This window comes from Pseudomonas sp. GNP013 (assembly GCF_054343995.1).
In genome coordinates, this window is the sequence record NZ_JBTGUT010000001.1 from 4,928,796 (window position 1) to 4,946,932 (window position 18,137).

General features: G+C 55.3%; 16 protein-coding genes and 1 pseudogene. 16 read left to right on the plus strand and 1 reads right to left on the minus strand.

Translation table 11 applies throughout. The annotated features are described in order from the left end of the window. The first annotated feature begins 42 nt into the window (after positions 1–42). From ACXX81_RS21695 to ACXX81_RS21720, 6 genes and pseudogenes are all read left to right on the plus strand, one after another. Positions 43–1,543 (plus strand): annotated as a pseudogene (locus ACXX81_RS21695) (DUF6861 domain-containing protein). After that, entirely contained in the window at positions 1,533–1,766 is a 234-nt protein-coding gene (locus ACXX81_RS21700) for a hypothetical protein (protein WP_458572367.1), read from the plus strand. The pseudogene ACXX81_RS21695 and the gene ACXX81_RS21700 overlap by 11 nt, the downstream one beginning before the upstream one ends. A 201-nt stretch (positions 1,767–1,967) precedes the next feature. Next, entirely contained in the window at positions 1,968–2,522 is a 555-nt protein-coding gene (locus ACXX81_RS21705) for an HD domain-containing protein (RefSeq protein WP_458572368.1), read from the plus strand. A gap of 1,006 nt (positions 2,523–3,528) precedes the next feature. Continuing rightward, a complete protein-coding gene (locus ACXX81_RS21710; protein ID WP_458572369.1) occupies positions 3,529–3,858 on the plus strand; it encodes a hypothetical protein in 330 nt (109 codons plus the stop codon). Between the two features lie 296 nt (positions 3,859–4,154). Next, positions 4,155–5,579 carry a DUF6861 domain-containing protein gene (locus ACXX81_RS21715; RefSeq protein ID WP_458572370.1) on the plus strand — a complete coding sequence of 475 codons (1,425 nt, stop codon included), beginning with the start codon at positions 4,155–4,157 and terminating at the stop codon, positions 5,577–5,579. A gap of 8 nt (positions 5,580–5,587) precedes the next feature. After that, complete coding sequence (locus ACXX81_RS21720) at positions 5,588–5,851, plus strand: hypothetical protein (protein ID WP_458572371.1); 264 nt, start codon at positions 5,588–5,590, stop codon at positions 5,849–5,851. Positions 5,852–6,430: 579 nt separating this feature from the next. Here the strand turns inward: ACXX81_RS21720 and ACXX81_RS21725 are convergent. Beyond that, positions 6,431–6,700, minus strand: a complete 270-nt coding sequence (locus tag ACXX81_RS21725; protein WP_458572372.1) for a hypothetical protein — start codon at positions 6,698–6,700, stop codon at positions 6,431–6,433. Between the two features lie 471 nt (positions 6,701–7,171). On the opposite strand from ACXX81_RS21725, the gene ACXX81_RS21730 reads away from it, so the two are divergent. The 10 genes from ACXX81_RS21730 (at position 7,172) to tssH (ending at position 18,128) form a co-directional block, all read left to right on the plus strand. Further along, the gene (locus ACXX81_RS21730) at positions 7,172–7,468 is read left to right on the plus strand and encodes an immunity protein Tsi6 family protein (RefSeq protein ID WP_458572373.1); all 297 of its coding nucleotides are present in this window, start codon (positions 7,172–7,174) and stop codon (positions 7,466–7,468) included. A 55-nt stretch (positions 7,469–7,523) separates the two neighbouring features. Further along, on the plus strand, positions 7,524–7,916 hold the full coding sequence (locus tag ACXX81_RS21735; protein WP_458572374.1) for a hypothetical protein: 393 nt from the start codon (positions 7,524–7,526) through the stop codon (positions 7,914–7,916). A gap of 440 nt (positions 7,917–8,356) precedes the next feature. Beyond that, a complete protein-coding gene (locus ACXX81_RS21740) occupies positions 8,357–8,785 on the plus strand; it encodes a DUF2628 domain-containing protein (RefSeq protein ID WP_458572375.1) in 429 nt (142 codons plus the stop codon). Between the two features lie 503 nt (positions 8,786–9,288). Next, the gene (locus ACXX81_RS21745) at positions 9,289–10,038 is read left to right on the plus strand and encodes a hypothetical protein (protein WP_209987079.1); all 750 of its coding nucleotides are present in this window, start codon (positions 9,289–9,291) and stop codon (positions 10,036–10,038) included. A 66-nt stretch (positions 10,039–10,104) separates the two neighbouring features. Then, a complete protein-coding gene (gene tssB / locus ACXX81_RS21750; RefSeq protein ID WP_209987076.1) occupies positions 10,105–10,638 on the plus strand; it encodes a type VI secretion system contractile sheath small subunit in 534 nt (177 codons plus the stop codon). A 14-nt stretch (positions 10,639–10,652) separates the two neighbouring features. Then, the gene (tssC, locus tag ACXX81_RS21755; RefSeq protein ID WP_209987073.1) at positions 10,653–12,155 is read left to right on the plus strand and encodes a type VI secretion system contractile sheath large subunit; all 1,503 of its coding nucleotides are present in this window, start codon (positions 10,653–10,655) and stop codon (positions 12,153–12,155) included. Positions 12,156–12,179: 24 nt separating this feature from the next. Further along, positions 12,180–12,662 carry a type VI secretion system baseplate subunit TssE gene (tssE, locus tag ACXX81_RS21760; RefSeq protein ID WP_209987069.1) on the plus strand — a complete coding sequence of 161 codons (483 nt, stop codon included), beginning with the start codon at positions 12,180–12,182 and terminating at the stop codon, positions 12,660–12,662. Further along, the gene (gene tssF, locus ACXX81_RS21765) at positions 12,662–14,494 is read left to right on the plus strand and encodes a type VI secretion system baseplate subunit TssF (RefSeq protein ID WP_209987066.1); all 1,833 of its coding nucleotides are present in this window, start codon (positions 12,662–12,664) and stop codon (positions 14,492–14,494) included. The genes tssE and tssF overlap by 1 nt, the downstream gene beginning before the upstream one ends. Beyond that, entirely contained in the window at positions 14,458–15,528 is a 1,071-nt protein-coding gene (gene tssG, locus ACXX81_RS21770; RefSeq protein ID WP_458572376.1) for a type VI secretion system baseplate subunit TssG, read from the plus strand. Before tssF ends, tssG begins: the two co-directional genes overlap by 37 nt. Further along, the gene (tssH, locus tag ACXX81_RS21775; protein ID WP_458572377.1) at positions 15,525–18,128 is read left to right on the plus strand and encodes a type VI secretion system ATPase TssH; all 2,604 of its coding nucleotides are present in this window, start codon (positions 15,525–15,527) and stop codon (positions 18,126–18,128) included. Before tssG ends, tssH begins: the two co-directional genes overlap by 4 nt. The last annotated feature ends 9 nt before the right edge of the window (positions 18,129–18,137 follow it).

Here is an 18,137-nt window from a genome sequence, read left to right on the forward strand (position 1 = left end):
GTCAGAAAGCCTCGGACTGCCTCCAAGGACAGTGGCGTGTAAATAGATTTTTTAGCTAACATCCCAGCTGGGACGATATCGAGCGAAACCTCGATCAGAAATTCGGTGAGTTGAACCAGAGTGTCAACGAGGGCTTGCAGAGCACTCACGACAGCTGGAATGGCTTTACTCGGCGCGTCAGCAATGGTGCCCGCCAAGCCTATGGCTACATGGGCGGAAACCGCATCGACAACGTTCGCCTGGCCTTGGCGCTGTCCTACCCGATCATCCAATCGAACCTGAAGCACAAATGGGCTTCGATCGAAATCGAACAAATCCTTCCCGTGCTGCTGCAACTGGTCAAGGAAGTATCGATGATCCTCGGCGCCAGCGTGGCGGTGGGTACCATTGTCGGCGGTGCGGCCGGAGCATTTGCATTCGGTGTCGGCGCCGCGTCAGCAGCCATTGCCGGAGCGGGTATCGGTTTGCAGGTCGGCAATCTCATCCTGATGGCCCTGGGCCTGTCGGCCATCGCTGAGTATTTCTATCAAGGTTTACCCGCTTGCCTTTCAACCTTGCAGGAAGGGCTCGCCACCGCATGGTTCGCGGCAGACGGCGTCAAGCCGGAGGGGCTTGATCCTACTGGCGGCTCTGGGCGCAAGTTCAGGAACGCACCGAACGTGCGGCCCGGCAACTCGCACGTGGTCAGGAGCAGCTGGTATTGCTGTTGCTGACGGCTATTGTGACCTACCTGACCCGTGGACAGATCAAGTCCGGGGTCATGACCAGCATGGACAGCATCGCGGCGCGCAGTGCCAAGTTGCAGGCGGAAATTTCGAACAAGCAGTTTGCGGCGTGGCTGGCGAGGAATGAGCAGAAGATGCTGGCGCAGCCGGAGTTGCAGGTGAAGGATCCTGCACCGTTGAAACGGGCAGAGCCGACAGCACAAGAAAAGAACCCTGAGCCCCCCGGTAAAAAAATAAATACTTTTGAAGAGGTCTATGCAAAAGCTAAAGCCGCGAAGGTGGAAATTGATGCCTTGGCGGATGACATCGCCGCCCAGTACGGCGGAAATGTGGCTAAGGCACCTATAAAGTCTCGTGAGCGCGCACTGCAAAAAGTGATGAATGACTATGGCGGTGATGCCAGTCGAATCAAGGATCTAGCGCGTAACACCATCATCGTAGATGCAGATAAAGTAAATGCTGTAGCGTCAGAGCTGGCGAAGCGAGGCGCATCGGTGAAAATCATTGATGGCAGCCTTGACCCGATGGGTTATAGCGGAGTGAACTCGTCACTCATGACAAAAGCAGGCATACCCGGAGAGATTCAGGTCAACTCCCCTCAAATGATTTTTGCGAAGGAGCCTGAAGCGTTGGCCAGGAATCTTCTGGGAAGTGAAACTTACGACGCCGTCTCAGCAAAAGCCGGCGTCCCGGGCGGGTTGGGACATAGCTTCTACGAAGATTGGCGTATGATGGATCCAACTACATCCAGTGCTAAATCAATAGCAGAAAAGAGCAAGGCTTACTACAACGCCGTTAGGAGCGCCAATGGGAATTAATAAAGGCGAGCGTTTCGCTGAAGGGGATATCTTTATTGACTATCCCTACGAAGAGGTCACGTATCGTTGGGACCATTTGTCAAAGCAAATTTTTGTACGTTTTTACGGAAATGAAGAAAGTCAAAATCCTGTTCCGCACGACAACCACTTATTCAACGAGGCCCTGCGCTTTGGCGATGAAATAACCCGAGAAGAATATTTCCGGGGCCGCCATCGCGTCTGATGTATTGCTACAGGTCAAGAACTTCTAAAAGCTCACAATCTGGTTAGAACATCGAATTTCATTCAAGATGCATTGCGCCTTAACATTCCCCAACTTCAGCTAAGCCTATCAGTATCAGGCATCACAAACACTGAAATGCCAATGCTGGGCGGACACTTAAAGCTATTATGCCACTTAGAGCAGCTGCCCTGGACACGACCAATGAGCACCGCAGACCCGCAACATCTCTACAACAAAGCTTGGTTGTTCGCCTGCCAAGCTCATGCTGGGCAGAAAATGAAGGGATCAGACCTCCCCTACTCCACCCACGTGGCGATGGTTGCAAACGAACTGATTTTTGCGGATCGCGAAGAGTCTGTAGGGGCATTCGACGTCGCGCTACCCGCCGCGCTGCTGCATGACGTGCTTGAAGATACCGACGTGACACAAGATGAACTGGCCGCAGTATTTGGTGTTCAAGTGGCATCAACCGTCGGGAGCTTGAGCAAGAATATGATTGCGCCTTTCTCAGAAGCTCTTTATCTCCAAGGCATAGCCAGCCACTCACGGGAAGCTGCGGCCGTGAAGCTTTGCGACCGAATTACCAATCTTCAGTCAGCGCCGCCTATTTGGACAAAAGCGAAAAGAGCGTCTTACCTCGTAGAATCTGCGCAGATTCTGAGCGCGCTCGGACACGTGAATGGCTACCTGAAGGAGCGGCTTGGAGTGGCAATGATTAGCTATCAAAAACTCTATATTGATGCGATGGATAGCTAGGTTCCTGGGAAACCCTCATGCGTACATGCCCTGTTCTCTGACCCCGGTGGAATTTCAATACCAAGCCATTTCGGTATTTCAATATTGCCTTCCGCTATTTATAAGGCGTCGGCTTCCACGCTGCGGACATTTCGGGGCTCTATCACACGGCCTATACACTCGCTGTCTACGCTTCGCAATACCGGTTACCCGAGCACCACGCAAGACTCGCTACCGGTGGATGGCTGGTCCTTGCCGGACGGGGTTAGTACCCGCTGGGTTTCTTACGCCATTTCATGACGGCTTGCGCCGTCAATTCCAGGCGACCAAGCTTTGCCTGGCGCACATAAATCTGTCCCCTTGTGCCCTTTACCGCTGGTTTTGCGCTGTAAACAGAGATGAAAGGTCCATGGTCAGTAATAACTCCGGGAATCAGTATTCATCTATCTAGCAAGTTGATCATTCCACTAACGGCAAACGTTAGACACTCTCGGACTTGCAAATGGAAGCAAGCCACCTAAAAAGTCTACCTAGCCACCAGCGGCTACGAGCATCACGTATTTCTTCAATTTGCATGAAGGTGTAAGGAATGGACATGCTACGCTCCTGAGTAAGAAGAGTGCGCAGGCCCCGGATAGTGTGGCGTAGAAGGATCAGCACGACAATTGAACACCCCGTACATACTAAAGCACCTACCACGCTACTCGTTAAGATACCGGCAGATTTCAGAAATATTCCTGCCGCAAGCGTAGACACTCCTGAAATCAATCCAAGGCTGTAAGTCTTAGTAGTACCTCCTTTAGACCGCGGAACAACTCTATTACCCGAGCATAGAAAAGGAAAAAAATTAGACTTACTAAAAAAAATAAACAAAAATATCACCGAAACTGTAATGACAGGGGACAACCCTAGAAGCACAGACACAAAACTCACCTCACCCAGCAGACGGGTGGCGGACATGTATGCCACACTAGAAGCGAATGGGAAGTACCCAAGCTGACCGGTACCATTTCGAATTAGGTGACCCATGAATATTGAAAATTTGAAAGAAAAAACACTGAAGCTACGTGCCGCCATCGACGCACTAAAGGCTAAGGATCCTGCTGTGGAGAAGTTAGGCATTGAGCTTGAACCGCTGATGACCAGAGCTGAGCGTGGGCTGATCCACACGCCGATGGAATGGCGTGATATTCCTGGCCGTTACCTCTTTACCGAAGAGGGACTGCAGCAATATTCAAAACTGGAACATGCCTTTGCTGAGTTTCGAATTGAGTTGATTGGTGGTGAGTCTCCAACACTGCGCAAGCTGAAGGAAAAGATGGGAGAAATTTCAAAAAAAGAACCCAAGTCAGACTGACTAAACCGGTCGATAAAAATGTGACGCAATATTTTTCATACACAACAGTTGGCATCCAGATTTGATAGTTACACGGGACCACAATAGAGGTTCCGGTGAGCAAATCAGTCCTGAGTATGAGTTTGGATATTACATTAGATGCTCAACTAAAACACTCTACACCTTACACCCAACTAACATCCTACGGCCTGAAAATTGAGCTAATGAACAGCCATTGTTTGGACGCATTTAAGGCCCAATGCATTTTCGAAGGACACTCTCGGCACCCGCATTCCACCAAGGACAGTGACGTGTAAATGGGTCTTTTAGCCAATATCCCCAGCTGGGACGATATCGAGCGAAACCTCGATCAGAAATTCGGTGAGTTGAACCAGAGTGTCAACGAGGGCTTGCAGAGCACTCATGACAGCTGGAATGGCTTTACTCGGCGCGTCAGCAATGGTGCCCGCCAAGCCTATGGCTACATGGGCGGAAACCGCATCGACAACGTTCGCCTGGCCTTAGCGCTGTCCTACCGGATCATCCAATCGAACCTGAAGCACAAATGGGCTTCGATCGAAATCGAACAAATCCTTCCCGTGCTGCTGCAACTGGTCAAGGAAGTATCGATGATCCTCGGCGCCAGCGTGGCGGTGGGTACCATTGTCGGCGGTGCGGCCGGAGCATTTGCATTCGGTGTCGGCGCCGCGTCAGCAGCCATTGCCGGAGCGGGTATCGGTTTGCAGGTCGGCAATCTCATCCTGATGGCCCTGGGCCTGTCGGCCATCGCTGAGTATTTCTATCAAGGTTTACCCGCTTGCCTTTCAACCTTGCAGGAAGGGCTCGCCACCGCATGGTTCGCGGCAGACGGCGTCAAGCCGGAGGGGCTTGATCCTACTGGCGGCTCTGCGGCGCAAGTTCAGGAACGCACCGAACGTGCGGCCCGGCAACTCGCACGTGGTCAGGAGCAGCTGGTATTGCTGTTGCTGACGGCTATTGTGACCTACCTGACCCGTGGGCAGATCAAGTCCGGGGTCATGACCAGCATGGACAGCATCGCGGCGCGAAGTGCCAAGTTGCAGGCGGATATTTCGAACAAGCAGTTTGCGGCGTGGCTGGCGAGGAATGAGCAGAAGATGCTGGCGCAGCCGGAGTTGCAGGTGAAAGATCCTGCGCCGCTGCAACGGGCAGAGCCAGAGCCGTTGCATGAGCAGCCTGTGAAACAGCCCGCTACCAAGTCCGGCGAGGGAGGGGGAACACCCAAGTTTAAACCCGGCTTCACCGACGCGGATATTCTCGCGATACCGAAAGGCACAAGACCAGATGCAGCGACCTATCTAGATCCAGCCTACGTGTCCGACCATTTGGCACAGTTTGAAAAAGGTGCCTCACGCCTCATGACACAATCCAACCTCGATAAGTATGGAGTCGCTCAGAGGGATGGCACTTCGTTCATAATGCCAAGCCACGAGGCAAGCGAACTACTGAGTAGGGCTGGCGCTGACAAACGAGCATTGGAAAAAGCGTTTGGCCTGCCTGAAAGCTTTCTAGAAAGTAAAACCCTGGTACGCGTAGACATTCCTGCGCCTAAAGACTTGAACCTACGAATTACATCCGGTAACGAAGCAGGCGCTAACGAGTTTTGGCTTCCTAGAGGAAAGCTACCTAACGGCAATAGCGAAGCAGTAATTGATGCTGGAGCGACGGCGACAGGTATATTCCACACAACCCCATTATTTTAGAGGCCGTTATGAAGTTTAAAGACATTTTTGTTAGTCGAGAACATATGTTCTCCCTCGGAATCGAGGAAGCTACAGGGCGTAATTACTTATCCATCCCAGTAAGTAATGGTCTTGTGGACTATGAGGAATACTATGAAATCAGTCCTTCTCGCTTCGAAGCCTTTCTTAAAACCCCTGAACTGGCCCAAGCCTTTGCGACAAAATGCCGCCAACGAAGATTTGACAAATTTTTGATTGTAAAACCCGGGTCGAATAGAGGGACGGCAATTTGATAATTCCAATAGCTCAGCTATGGTTTTTTTCTTGATAGGCTATATAGGATGAAAAAGAGGCAGGCATAGTTAAATCTACAAAAAGTAAAGTTAGATAAACTTATACCTAGTGTATGCTGCCCAACTTTTCTGACTTTAAGGGGTGCGAAAGCCGACATTGAAATCTGTTACACCCTTACCTATTAGGATGGCGCAACCGCTCTAAAAACCATCGGGTTATCGAACTCGGAGATGTCTTGGGCCTGCTATTGACCAGTGACGCTCCAAAGTACTCGATATTCGAGATGACTCCCCTGAACACGACCGAAGTCTCCGTGAGCAAAGTTGCACCGGCCGCTGACTTTGGCGGTAGCATTGGGCGAGCGAGGTGGAGCGCTCAAGTATCTGACTCCCAACCATAGTGAATGGTCTGCAACCAAGCTAAGGCCAATGACTAAAATACCTTTGACACCTTGAACGAAACGATCATTATAAATTGAGCAATAGTAAAACTCCTGGATTTCAACCTTACAAACTGCTCGCTAACCGAGAATGGTCATAGCTGAAAAATCTAGCCGACCGAATAAAATCTACTGATGTTCAATAATTAAAAAACGCCACAACACATGAAACAATAGCCAAAACCAAAATAACCATTGATATAGCGTACCCGGTATAAATATAGCTGTATGGAACAACCTGCCTTTGCTGTTCAGCGTTCAAAGTTTTCAAATAGCGATGACGCACAATGAAAAAGACAATACTTATGAGCGGATAGAAAAATATTACTAACTGCATCATTTCCAGCCCACCTAGAAAACCCAATAACAATGGCGTTACCAAATAGACAAACCCTACCCAGAAATCCATCTCTTTTAGTCTTTTATGGGCTACATCACCAGGTGATGGATTCGTCCGCCGTATTTTCCTGGATGCTCTCTGTGTCATCTTGATACCACCGCTAAATCAGCCAGTTCAACTACCTGCTCGTCAGTCAACGGCTGCGAGCCTCCCAAATCGGGTCGACATATCCAAATGTACCTGCTGACCTCTTCATCCTTGATCACGACATTTCGGCCCGCGCGCCAAAATATCATACGAGCCAACGCTCAAAAAGGATGCAACTTTTTAAAAATAGGGACTTTCCAATATGCAGATACTGAGCTTTTTTTCGCGACCGTTGCACCCGCCAACAAACTTGGGAAATGATGAACATCAACACAAGATACTCAAAGCAAAATTCAACAAACATAAAACCACGAGTGTATTAACCTTTTTTTATGAGTCTCATAGACATTAACATCGCAAAAATTCTTTAAATTACTGACCCTGGTGTACCCCATGAAACCAGCCACTCCACTCGCCTATGTTCAAAAAGCCATTGAGCTAACGATCAGCCGCCGTGACGATTGCCCACAGTTTCCGGTTTACGACCTGCTGCTAGATCAGTTGCACTACGTGAAGGCTGTGTTTGAGGGTTCGCAAACCGACAAATCCAGGCTGCATCAGCTGAGCATCGGCGCGATTGCGTCGAAAGAATTTGAAGAGAACGATCCCGAGTTGGCAAGCGCTTTGGCCGATGCCTACTATGTAGCCGTACAATCCGCGCGCGGGCTGAAAATAAAACTTCCGGATTGAAGCTGACGACCTGACAGCTTCGCGGACCCTCGATAAAAAACACGGAGCGTTGATTTTGAATAGAGTCTTTCTGGGTGCTATCTGCTGTGCGGCGGCTTTCTGCTCGGGCGCCCTGCACGCTCAAGACAGCGAACAAGTCCTCAACGCTGTGATTGCCCAACAGCAGCAGCAACTGCCCATCATGTTGGACCCCGCCACGCGAGTGGACGCTATTGCCTACACTGATCACAACGTGCGCTACACCATTACACTAAGTGGCTATAAGGGCCAGCCTGGCGAGCAGGCCTACTACCAAAGCTTTTTGACTCAACAGATCGAAAAATCATTATGCGCCCAGACGGCTTATCTGCTGATGTTGGCGCTTGGCAACAAGATTACCTATCAGTACGTGAGCGAGGCGTCCGCGCCTATCGCTGAAATCACACTGGCACCTGGTTATTGCAAGTGAAGCTACCAAGCTACACCAGTGCGACTGGTTGACTCCGATTTTCAACACGCTGAGCAAGAGAACCAATGGGAATTAACAAAGGCGAACGTTTTACTGAAGGAGTTATCTACCAAGACCAAACGAGCGTCTTACCTTGTTGAATCGGCCGGGATTCCGAATTCACTCGGGCATGTAAATAACTTCCTGAGCGAGCGACTGAGCGCCGCAACGGCTTACTAGAAGCTCTATATAGAGGGACTGAATCAGTAAACCGTGAACAGCTCGGCAAAAAATCCATGATTTATCGACACCATTAAACGAATCGTTTATAAGCGTCACACCCAGCACGCTGCCCGTTTTCACACCACAATCGAAAACCCGCAAAGACGCAGGCCCGCTGCATTCATATGAATGCACAGGGGGTGGAGCACCCACCCGTCGACAACCACAAGGACGCAATGATGAGCACTACGGAACAGCTGCAAGTACCGAGTACACACAAACCTAAATGGCAAGAGCGCTTCGATTTTTTTGACACCTATGGCGCACCGAACGACCCGCGCTATAAGCCTGCCCTCAAGGCGTTGCCGACCTTCGGCAAAAAGGTTCTGATCAACGCAAATGTCATTGCCTTCTTCTTTGGCCCTATCTATCTGTTCGTGCTGGGCCTGTGGAAGAAAAACCTGGCGTTGATCGGCATCATGTTTGCCGTCTATGCGGTGATATCGATCGTCCTGGCCATACTGGGCATGGAGTTCCCACGTGCGCTCGACAACGGCATCGGCTTCGGATTTTCGTTCCTGTACGCGATCCTCACTAACTACGCGTACTACCTCAAAGAGGTGAAGGGCGAACAGGGCTGGAATCCGTTCAAGGGTATGCGCTTCTAAGCAGCGATAAAGCCTTAGCCCCCCCCGTCCGCATGGCGGGGGTGCCATCATCCACTGCTAATGCTCACAGCTCCTCACCCATCCGGCTGTCATTCGAAATCAGAAAAACACGACTGTCTTCGCATTTTTCTACTTCATTTGAAAAGAATAACCCTACAGAAATCGGAATCCTCCCCTTGATTTCCGGGGTTTTACAGTTTCTTAAGACCTACACTCCGAAAAAAGTGGCTCAAAGCCATTATTGCTACTTATAGCAGAAACAAGAAAATATACCTGCTCATGGAACTAAACCGGGTGAGCGGTTGCCATAACGCACAAATGATGGCTTATGAATATCAACGCGCCAGCATCTTCGTTATCGTAGACTGTCAGGCGCGCCTAGAATGGCGCCGCGGTTCGCCAACGGCACGACGTGAACCGGCTTGCAGTCGAGAATTTCGTAACTCATGTCCTCCCCGACGATCACGACGGGATGCAGAGATGAGTTCAAGGACGATGTACTGATGACTCAGACCTTTGATGTTGAAGCACTGATAAAGCTGCGCAGCCAGACCCGGGCGATTTCTGACGTGCTCAAATCCCAGGCGTCCGACTATCTGTCGACGCTGGCTTTATTGATTCGCCCGCAAACCTTTTTCGGCGAATACCTGCAAGGCGCCCAGCGCAGCAGCGGGCGCGAAACGCAGCATCACTTCAAAGAGCTCAAGGCGCTGTACGACCGCATTGGTTCGGCGGCGCCCTTTCAACTGGTCAATGAGCTGGAAGTCCCGCTCAATCTCATCAGCACCACACCTCAATTGTTTGCGCTGGAGTACGACAAGGTCCTGTCGGACAGCGGGCAGACCATCCGCATCACCAGCCCCGTGCGCTGGGTGGTGGGTTTCAGTTCGTTCGACCTTGCGCACTTTCGCCAGATCATCAAAGACCCCAATCGCAGTAACGCCGAGCTGTACCGCTATGTGGTGCATTACCTGGTGTTGTTCTATTGCCTGAGCAAATCGCCCGGCTTGAGCCGCTTGATGGGCGGTTTGCGTTTTCCGCTGAGCTTCGAGCGCTTGAAGGATTTTGGCGAGCTGCCGTTCTGCATCATCAGTTCGCCGGTGCGTTCTGCGCTGCCGGACGACACCGTTATCCGCAACAGCACACAGATTGCCGGCAACACCACCTTCGAAGAGCTGGTGGGACGCGAAAATATTTTGGAAATGGATGATGAGATCCGTCAGCGCCTGCTGCTGACGGTCGATGGACTGTAACGCTCTCGGCCAATAATCGCCGAGGCGAAAATAACTTTCAGCGAGTTGCTCGCACAGGAGATCACGATGGCGAAGAAGGAAAGTACCCAGCATAAACTCGACCGCGTTCGTGCGCCCCGAGTCCACATCACCTACGACGTGGACATTGGCGACGCGCAGGAAAAGAAAGAGCTGCCCTTTGTCGTCGGCGTGCTGGGCGATTTCTCCGGCAATCCGCTTGAGCCTTTGCCCAAGCTCAAGGATCGCAAGTTCATCTTCATCGACCGCGACAACTTCAACGGTGTGCTCAAAGGCATCAAGCCGCGCCTGACCTATCGCGTCGACAACACGCTGGTCAAAAACGGCACCCAATTGGGCGTGGAGCTGAACTTCAACACCCTGGAAGATTTCGAGCCACAGAACGTGGTTCGCCAGGTGGAGCCGCTGCGCAAACTGCTGGAAGTGCGTAACAAGCTGGCTGACCTGCGCAACAAAATGGGCGGCAACGACAAACTCGAAGAACTGCTGATGGACGTGCTGCAGAACACCGAGAAGCTGAAAACCCTGGGCAAGGAATTTGGCCGCGAAGGCGCCGTTCCCTCCACCGACCCTAAAGCGTAAGCAGGAGCCTGATGATGACCGACAAGCAACCCGTGACTCAGCAGGACAACGAACTGGTGGAAGTGGAAAACTTCGCTCCGCAGTCGTCTCTTCTGGACAGCATCATTTCCGAAAGCCGCGTGGCACGCTCCGAAACCGAGCGCACCCGCACCCGTGACCTGATCGGTGAACTGGTCGGGCAGGTCCTGGAAGGCGAAATGACGCCGAGCAAGGACCTGATCGCCGTGCTCGACGCGCGCATTGCGGAAATCGACGCGATGCTCTCCGAGCAAATGAATGAAATCATGCACGCCCGTGAATTCCAGGCTCTGGAAGCTTCGTGGCGCGGCCTGAAATACCAGGTTGACCAGACCGAGACCAGCACCACGCTGAAAATCCAGCTGCTCAACGCCTCGAAAAAAGACTTGGTGCGCGACCTCAAGGCCTCGTCCGAATTCGACCAGAGCGCGCTGTTCAAGAAGATCTACGAAGAAGAATACGGCACCTTCGGCGGCGCGCCATTCGGCATGCTGCTGGGCGACTACGAGTTCAACCGCAGCCCGGAAGACATGTACCTGCTCGAAGAGATCTCCCACGTTGCCGCCGCCGCACACGCCCCGTTCATCTCGGCGGCGTCGCCTGAGCTGTTCGGTTGGGACTCCTTCACCGACATGTCCGGCCCGCGTGACCTGGCGAAGATCTTCGACACCGTCGAATACGCCAAGTGGAAGTCGTTCCGCGCCTCCGAAGATTCGCGCTACGTTGGCCTGACCCTGCCTCACGTGCTCGGTCGCCTGCCGTACGGCCCGGATACCACGCCGGTGGAAGAATTCAACTTCGTCGAAAGCGTCGATGGTCGCGACCACAACAAATACCTGTGGATGAACGCGGCCTACGCGCTGGGCACTCGTGTCACCGACGCGTTCTCGCGCTACGGCTGGTGCGTGGCGATTCGCGGCGTGGAAGGCGGTGGCCTGGTTGAAGGTCTGCCCACCCACACCTTCAGCACCGACGATGGCGAAATCGCGCTCAAATGCCCGACTGAAATCGCAATCACCGACCGCCGTGAAAAAGAGCTGTCGGACCTGGGTTTCATCCCCCTGGTGCACTGCAAAGGCACCGACTACGCCGCGTTCTTCGGCACCCAGTCGGCGCAGAAGCAGAAGCATTACAACACCGACATTGCCAACGCCAACGCACGTCTGTCGGCGCAGTTGCAGTACATCTTCGCCACCTCGCGTATCGCTCACTACATGAAGGCGATCATGCGCGACAAGATCGGTAGCTTCGCCTCGCGCAAAGACGTCGAGCTGTTCCTCAACAAATGGCTGTCCAGCTATGTGCTGCTCGATGACACCGCAGGCCAGGAAGCCAAGGCCAAGTTCCCGCTGCGCGAAGCCCGTGCCGAAGTGTTTGAAGTACCGGGCAAGCCGGGGGTCTACAAGGCCGTGACGTACCTGCGTCCGCACTACCAATTGGACGAACTGACTGCATCGCTGCGCCTGGTCGCAGAACTGCCAGCTTCGACGCGCGGTTAATCACACTCAGCCAGGGAGGCCGTCATGAGTAGTCAGCACAGGTTGTTGCCTTCGTTGCTGGATCGATTGCTGGACGATCGTCCGCATCAATCCGTTGAAGCAGCCTCGCAACGCCTGTGTTCGCTGGCCGATTACAAGGCCAGCATCGTGCGCGACCTGGAGGTGCTGGTGAACACTCGCCAGTCCCTGGTCGCAGGCGACCTGGACGGTTTCGCCAATCTGAGCGGCACCATCCTCGACTACGGCATGCCCGATTTCACCAGCAGAAGCGTGCTCGATCCACAGGATCGGTTGCTGATTCAACGTCAGTTGGAAAAAGCCATCACGGTCGGTGACCGACGCTTTCGCAGCGTGAAAGTACAACTGCTCGCACAACAAACCGGCCAACGCATGCTGACGTTTCGTGTGGATGCAGTTTTGCGTCTGCAGGACATTTCGCGCCAGGTCTCCTTCGATGCGGTGCTGCAAGTCAACACCCAGGAATACAAAGTGCAGAATCTCAACTGATGCTCGACGATCTGCTGCCCTATTACGAAAAGGAACTCTCGCACCTGCGCTTTTTGGGCCAGGAGTTCGCGAGCCAGTATCCGAAGATCGCTTCGCGGTTGCTCATCGAGGGCGATAACTGCGAAGACCCGCATACCGAACGGTTGATCGAGGCGTTCTCGTTCCTGTCGGCGCGCGTGCACAAAAAACTCGACGACGAGTTTCCCGAAATCGTCGAAGCCTTTCTGGAAGTGCTGTACCCCCACTACCTGCGACCCACGCCGTCGATGTCGATTGTGGAGTTCAACCTCGGCAAGCAGGAGAAGGTCACAGAGTCCTACCGTGTGGCCCGCCACACCGAGCTGCATGCCAACCCCATCGACGGCGTGGTGTGCAAGTTCCGCACCTGCTACCCGGTCGAACTGTGGCCCGTGGCGGTGCAGGAAGCCTCGTTCATCGAGATGGAACGCTCGGCGTTCAACGGCCACAGCGCCGACCTGGTCGCGCGCCTGCGCATTGGCCTGGTGGCCACCTCGGACGTGCCGTTCGGCAAGATGGAACTGGACAGCCTGCGGTTCTTCCTCGACGGTGAAAGCACGCTGATGCTGCAGCTGTACGAGTTGCTGTTCAACAACCTGGCCAAGGCCACGCTGTCGTTCAAGGACGAAGAGCGCACCCGCGAAGTGGCCCTGCCCCCCGGCGCACTGAAAGCAGTCGGCTATCAGTTGGATGAAGGCCTGGTGGACTACTCCGAGCGCTCGTTCCTGGGCTACCGCTTGCTCCACGAATACTTCACCTTCCCCGACAAATTCATGTTCTTCGACCTCTCGGGTTTTGCGCGCATTCTGGCGGGCAAGGAAGTCGAGAACGTCGAGATCAATTTCTACTTTTCCGATTACGACCTCACTGACCGTCTGGTCCGTCTGACGCAAAATATCGGCCGCAACAACTTCAAGCTCAACTGCACGCCGATCATCAACCTGTTCCGCCAGCAGGCCGAGCCGATCAAGTTGACCCATGCCCAGCATGAGTACGCCGTGACGCCGGATGTGCGCCTGCAAAGCGCGTCGGAAGTGGTGTCGATTGACCGCGTGCGCCGCGTGAAAAAAGTCGGCGGCACCGATCAGGTCGGCACCTGCCACCCGTTCTTCGAACCGCGTGGCGATCAAGGCCCCGGCAGCAGCTTCTGGATTGCGCGCCGTCGTGCTGTGCAAACCCAGCAACGCGACGGCTCGAACATGTTTATCCGGGTGGTGGACCGCAACCTGGAGATGATTGATTCAAACAACGACACCCTGAGCATCCGCCTCACCTGCAGCAACCGCGACCTGCCGTTGATGCTGCCGTTTGGTGGTGAGCGCGGGGATTTCAATATCCCGGCCAACTCGGTGATCAAAGACATCCGCTGCCTGCGCAAGCCCACCGCCACCGTGCGTGTGCCCTTGGGCAACGGGGTGATCTGGCGCTTGATCTCGCACCTCTCGCTCAACCACATGTCGCTGGTTTCCAACGGCCGCGAAGTGCTGCTGGAGCTGCTCTCGCTCTATAACTACCGCAACCTGTCGGCAATCCGCAAACAGATCAACGGCATCGTCTCGATCACCAGCGAGCCGGTGGTGGCGCGTATCGGTCACCCGCGCCCCAACTTCGTACGCGGCGTTGGCATCACTCTTAAATTCGACGAAAGCCAATACACCGGCAGTGGTGTGTTTTTGTTCGGCATGGTGCTCGACCATTTCTTCGGTCAGTACTGCACGATGAACAGCTTTACCCAACTAACCCTTCGCACCCTGCAGCGCGAAAAGAGAGTGGTCCAATGGCCCCCGCGAACCGGCGATCAACCCCTGGTCTGATCGACCAGGCCAGGGCCGAGCCGCACCGATTCGAGTTCTTTCAATTGGTGCGTCTGCTGCGCCTGCATTACAGCAAAACCGGGCGTATGGACCTGCAAACGCGGCCGCACGAAGACCCGTTGCGCTTTCGCTCGCAGCTGTCGCTCAACTTCCCCGCCAGTGAAGTCAGCGACCTGCGCTTTGAGCACGCGCGCAATGTGTCGGCGGCAGGCCTGCCGCTGACCGAAGTGCAGGTGACGTTCATGGGTCTGGTGGGGCCGTCCGGGGTGCTGCCGCGTCCATACACCGAACTGTTGATGGAACGCCACATCCAGTACCGCGACGACGCGGCGCATGCGTTCCTGGATATTTTCTCGCACCGCATGACCACGCTGTTTTACGAAGCCTGGCAGAAGTACAAGTTTTATATCGAATACGAGCGCAACGGCACGTCCGGGTTTGATCGCTACCTGCTCAACCTGGTGGGCTTCGGGCCGCAGGCGCAGAAGCAGAAGTTCGACAAGGGTGAGTCGCCGCTGCGCCGCGAACTGTTCAGCTACTTCTCGGGCATGTTCGCGCAAAAGCCGCGCAACGCGCTGAACCTGCAAGTGATGTTGAGCTTCTACTTTTCGCTGCCGTTCAAGGTCAAGTCCTTTGCCGGCCGCTGGCTGCGCCTGGACGCCAGCCAGTGCACGCAACTGGGCCGCAAGAACGCCATGCTCGGGCAAAGCGCCGTGGCCGGCAACCGGGTCTGGGACTACCAGTCGTGCGTACGCATCGAACTCGGCCCTTTGGAGCTGACCGACTACCAGCGCTTCCAGCCAGGCAAGGTGGATTACCAGAAGCTGGTCGAGCTGGTGCGCTTTTACGTCGGCGCCGAGCTGGACTTTCAACTGGCCCCCACGCTCAAGCGCGAAGCGGTACCGGTTGCCAGTCTTGGCCGTAAAGGCAACGTTTCCCTGGGCCGGCTTGGCTGGCTCAAACGCCCCGGCGTCGACGTGGAACCCTCCCGTTGCGCCCTCTTTCACATTCCTTTTGATGGGGTCTGCCTGTGAACCTGAAGTCCCTGTTTGCCAAGTTGAACGACAACAGCCGCGCCGCCACCGAAGGCGCCGCCGCCCTGTGTCTCTCGGAAAACCATTACGACGTCGAAGTCGAGCACTTGCTGCTGCAATTGCTCGATACCAGCGACAACGACCTGCCGGCCATCCTGCGCCACTACGATGTGGTGCCGGATCGCCTGCAAGCGCAGTTGATGACGGCCCTGGGCACGTTCAAAAAAGGCAACACCCGCACCCCTGCGCTGTCGCCGCATATCACGCGGATGATCGAACAGGCCTGGGTGCTGGCATCCATCGAATTCGGCCAGGCGCAGATTCGCACCGGCTACCTGTTGCAGGCACTGCTCGATGATGCCGAGCTGCGCCGGGTGGTCATCGGTTCTGCGCCCGAGCTGGAAAAAATCAACGCCGATGACCTGCGCCTGCATTTCAATGCGCTGGTCGAAAGCAGTGTCGAGTCCAGGCTCGCCAAACCCCTGGCCGGCGCAAGCAACGGCGATGGCAGCCCGGTGAAGGGCAACGGCAAGACCCCGGCGCTGGACCAATACACCATCAACCTCACCCAAAGTGCGCGCGACGGCCGCATTGACCCGGTGCTCGGTCGCGAGTTCGAAGTGCGCCAGATGGTCGACATCCTGACCCGTCGACGCCAGAACAACCCGATCCTGACAGGCGAGGCCGGCGTGGGGAAAACCGCCGTGGTCGAAGGCCTGGCCTTGCGTATCGTGCAGGGCGATGTGCCGAACGTCCTCAAGGACGTGGCCCTGCACACCCTCGACCTGGGCTTGCTGCAAGCCGGTGCGGGCGTGAAAGGCGAGTTCGAAAACCGCCTCAAGTCAGTCATCGAAGAAACCAAGCGCAGCCTGCACCCGATCATCCTGTTTATCGATGAAGCCCATACGCTGATCGGCTCCGGTGGCCAGGCCGGGCAGAACGATGCCGCCAACCTGCTCAAGCCGGCACTGGCGCGTGGCGAGTTGCGCACCATTGCCGCCACCACCTGGGCCGAATACAAAAAATACTTCGAAAAAGACGCCGCCCTTGCCCGCCGCTTCCAGGTGGTCAAAGTGGAAGAGCCCGACGAGGACAAGGCCATCCACATGCTGCGTGGCCTGCTCGCCAAAATGCAGGAGCACCATAAAGTCACCGTGATGGACGAGGCGCTGGTGCAAGCTGTGCGTCTGTCCAACCGCTACATCACCGGTCGCCAATTGCCGGACAAGGCCGTCAGCGTGCTCGACACCGCCTGCGCCCGTGTCGCTCTGGGCCAGTCGTCGCAACCCGGGCCGCTGGAAGACTGCAAACGCCAGATCGACAACCTCCAGGCCGAAATAACCGTGCTGGAGCAGGAAGCCGCCAAAGGCAGCGACCATGCGCGCCGCTTGAGCGCCCTGACCGAGCAACTGCAGGCCGAGCAGACCACGCGTGAAGCGTTGGAGCTGCAGTGGAAGCGCGAGCTGGAACTGGTGGAAAAACTCGGCGCATTGAGCGCCCCCAAAAGCGGCACACCGGATGCCGCCGAGATCGCGACGGTGCGCGCCGAACTTGCCAGCGTGCAGGGCGAGCAGCCGCTGGTACACGCGCTGGTCGACGGCGGCACCATTGGCGAAGTGATTTCCGGCTGGACCGGCATCCCGCTGGGCAAGATGCTGCGCGACGAGATCGACACCGTGCAACGCCTGCCGGCACTGCTGGGCGAGCGGGTGCTGGGCCAGGATCACGCACTGATCGAGATCGGCAAACGCATCAAGATCTCCCGTGCGCGCATGGAAGACCCGAACAAGCCCATCGGCGTGTTCCTGCTACTCGGCCCGAGCGGCGTCGGCAAGACCGAAACTGCCCTGGCATTGGCCGACACCTTGTACGGCGGCGAGCGCAACGTGATCACCATCAACATGTCCGAGTACCAGGAAGCCCACACGGTTTCCAGCCTCAAAGGCTCGCCGCCGGGTTATGTCGGTTATGGCGAAGGCGGCGTGCTGACCGAAGCGGTGCGGCGCAAGCCTTACAGCGTCGTACTGCTGGACGAAGTGGAAAAAGCGCACCCGGACGTGCTGGAGCTGTTCTTCCAGGTCTTCGACAAGGGCGTGCTGGATGACGGCGAAGGCCGCGAGATCAACTTTCGCAACACGGTGATCCTGCTCACCTCCAACACCGGCACCGACCGCATCATGCAGTGGTGCCTGAACACAGACGAGCAGCCGACCCCGGAACAACTGGTCGAAGGCCTGCGTGACGAGCTGAACCAGGTATTCAAGCCGGCCTTCCTCGGCCGCCTGACCGTGGTGCCGTACTACCCGGTCAAGGACGCGATTCTGGAGCGCATCGTCGCACTGAAACTGGCGCATATCCGCAAGCGTTTCGAGCGCAATCACCACGCGCTGCTCAGTTACGACGAAGCGCTGGTCAAGGCCATTGCCGCGCGCTGCACCGAGGTGGACAGCGGTGCTCGCAACATCGACAACATCCTCTCCAAAACGCTGATGCCCGAATTGGCGCAGCGCGTTCTGGAGCGGATGGCGCAGGACAAACCGATTGAAAGCCTGACCATCGGCCTGGGCAGCGACGGTGATTTCACCTACAGCCTGGCCTGATCGACCACT

What these genes read in the sequence shown, in the direction of transcription:
- tssE (WP_209987069.1), top strand. Translation starts at nt 12,180, where the DNA reads ATGAGTAGTCAGCACAGGTTGTTGCCTTCGTTGCTGGATCGATTGCTG.
- tssF (WP_209987066.1), top strand. Translation starts at nt 12,662, where the DNA reads ATGCTCGACGATCTGCTGCCCTATTACGAAAAGGAACTCTCGCACCTG.
- ACXX81_RS21730 (WP_458572373.1), top strand. Translation starts at nt 7,172, where the DNA reads ATGAAACCAGCCACTCCACTCGCCTATGTTCAAAAAGCCATTGAGCTA.
- ACXX81_RS21745 (WP_209987079.1), top strand. Translation starts at nt 9,289, where the DNA reads ATGACTCAGACCTTTGATGTTGAAGCACTGATAAAGCTGCGCAGCCAG.
- ACXX81_RS21705 (WP_458572368.1), top strand. Translation starts at nt 1,968, where the DNA reads ATGAGCACCGCAGACCCGCAACATCTCTACAACAAAGCTTGGTTGTTC.
- ACXX81_RS21710 (WP_458572369.1), top strand. Translation starts at nt 3,529, where the DNA reads ATGAATATTGAAAATTTGAAAGAAAAAACACTGAAGCTACGTGCCGCC.
- ACXX81_RS21720 (WP_458572371.1), top strand. Translation starts at nt 5,588, where the DNA reads ATGAAGTTTAAAGACATTTTTGTTAGTCGAGAACATATGTTCTCCCTC.
- tssC (WP_209987073.1), top strand. Translation starts at nt 10,653, where the DNA reads ATGACCGACAAGCAACCCGTGACTCAGCAGGACAACGAACTGGTGGAA.
- ACXX81_RS21740 (WP_458572375.1), top strand. Translation starts at nt 8,357, where the DNA reads ATGAGCACTACGGAACAGCTGCAAGTACCGAGTACACACAAACCTAAA.
- tssG (WP_458572376.1), top strand. Translation starts at nt 14,458, where the DNA reads ATGGCCCCCGCGAACCGGCGATCAACCCCTGGTCTGATCGACCAGGCC.
- ACXX81_RS21715 (WP_458572370.1), top strand. Translation starts at nt 4,155, where the DNA reads ATGGGTCTTTTAGCCAATATCCCCAGCTGGGACGATATCGAGCGAAAC.
- ACXX81_RS21725 (WP_458572372.1), bottom strand. Translation starts at nt 6,700, where the DNA reads ATGGATTTCTGGGTAGGGTTTGTCTATTTGGTAACGCCATTGTTATTG.
- ACXX81_RS21700 (WP_458572367.1), top strand. Translation starts at nt 1,533, where the DNA reads ATGGGAATTAATAAAGGCGAGCGTTTCGCTGAAGGGGATATCTTTATT.
- tssB (WP_209987076.1), top strand. Translation starts at nt 10,105, where the DNA reads ATGGCGAAGAAGGAAAGTACCCAGCATAAACTCGACCGCGTTCGTGCG.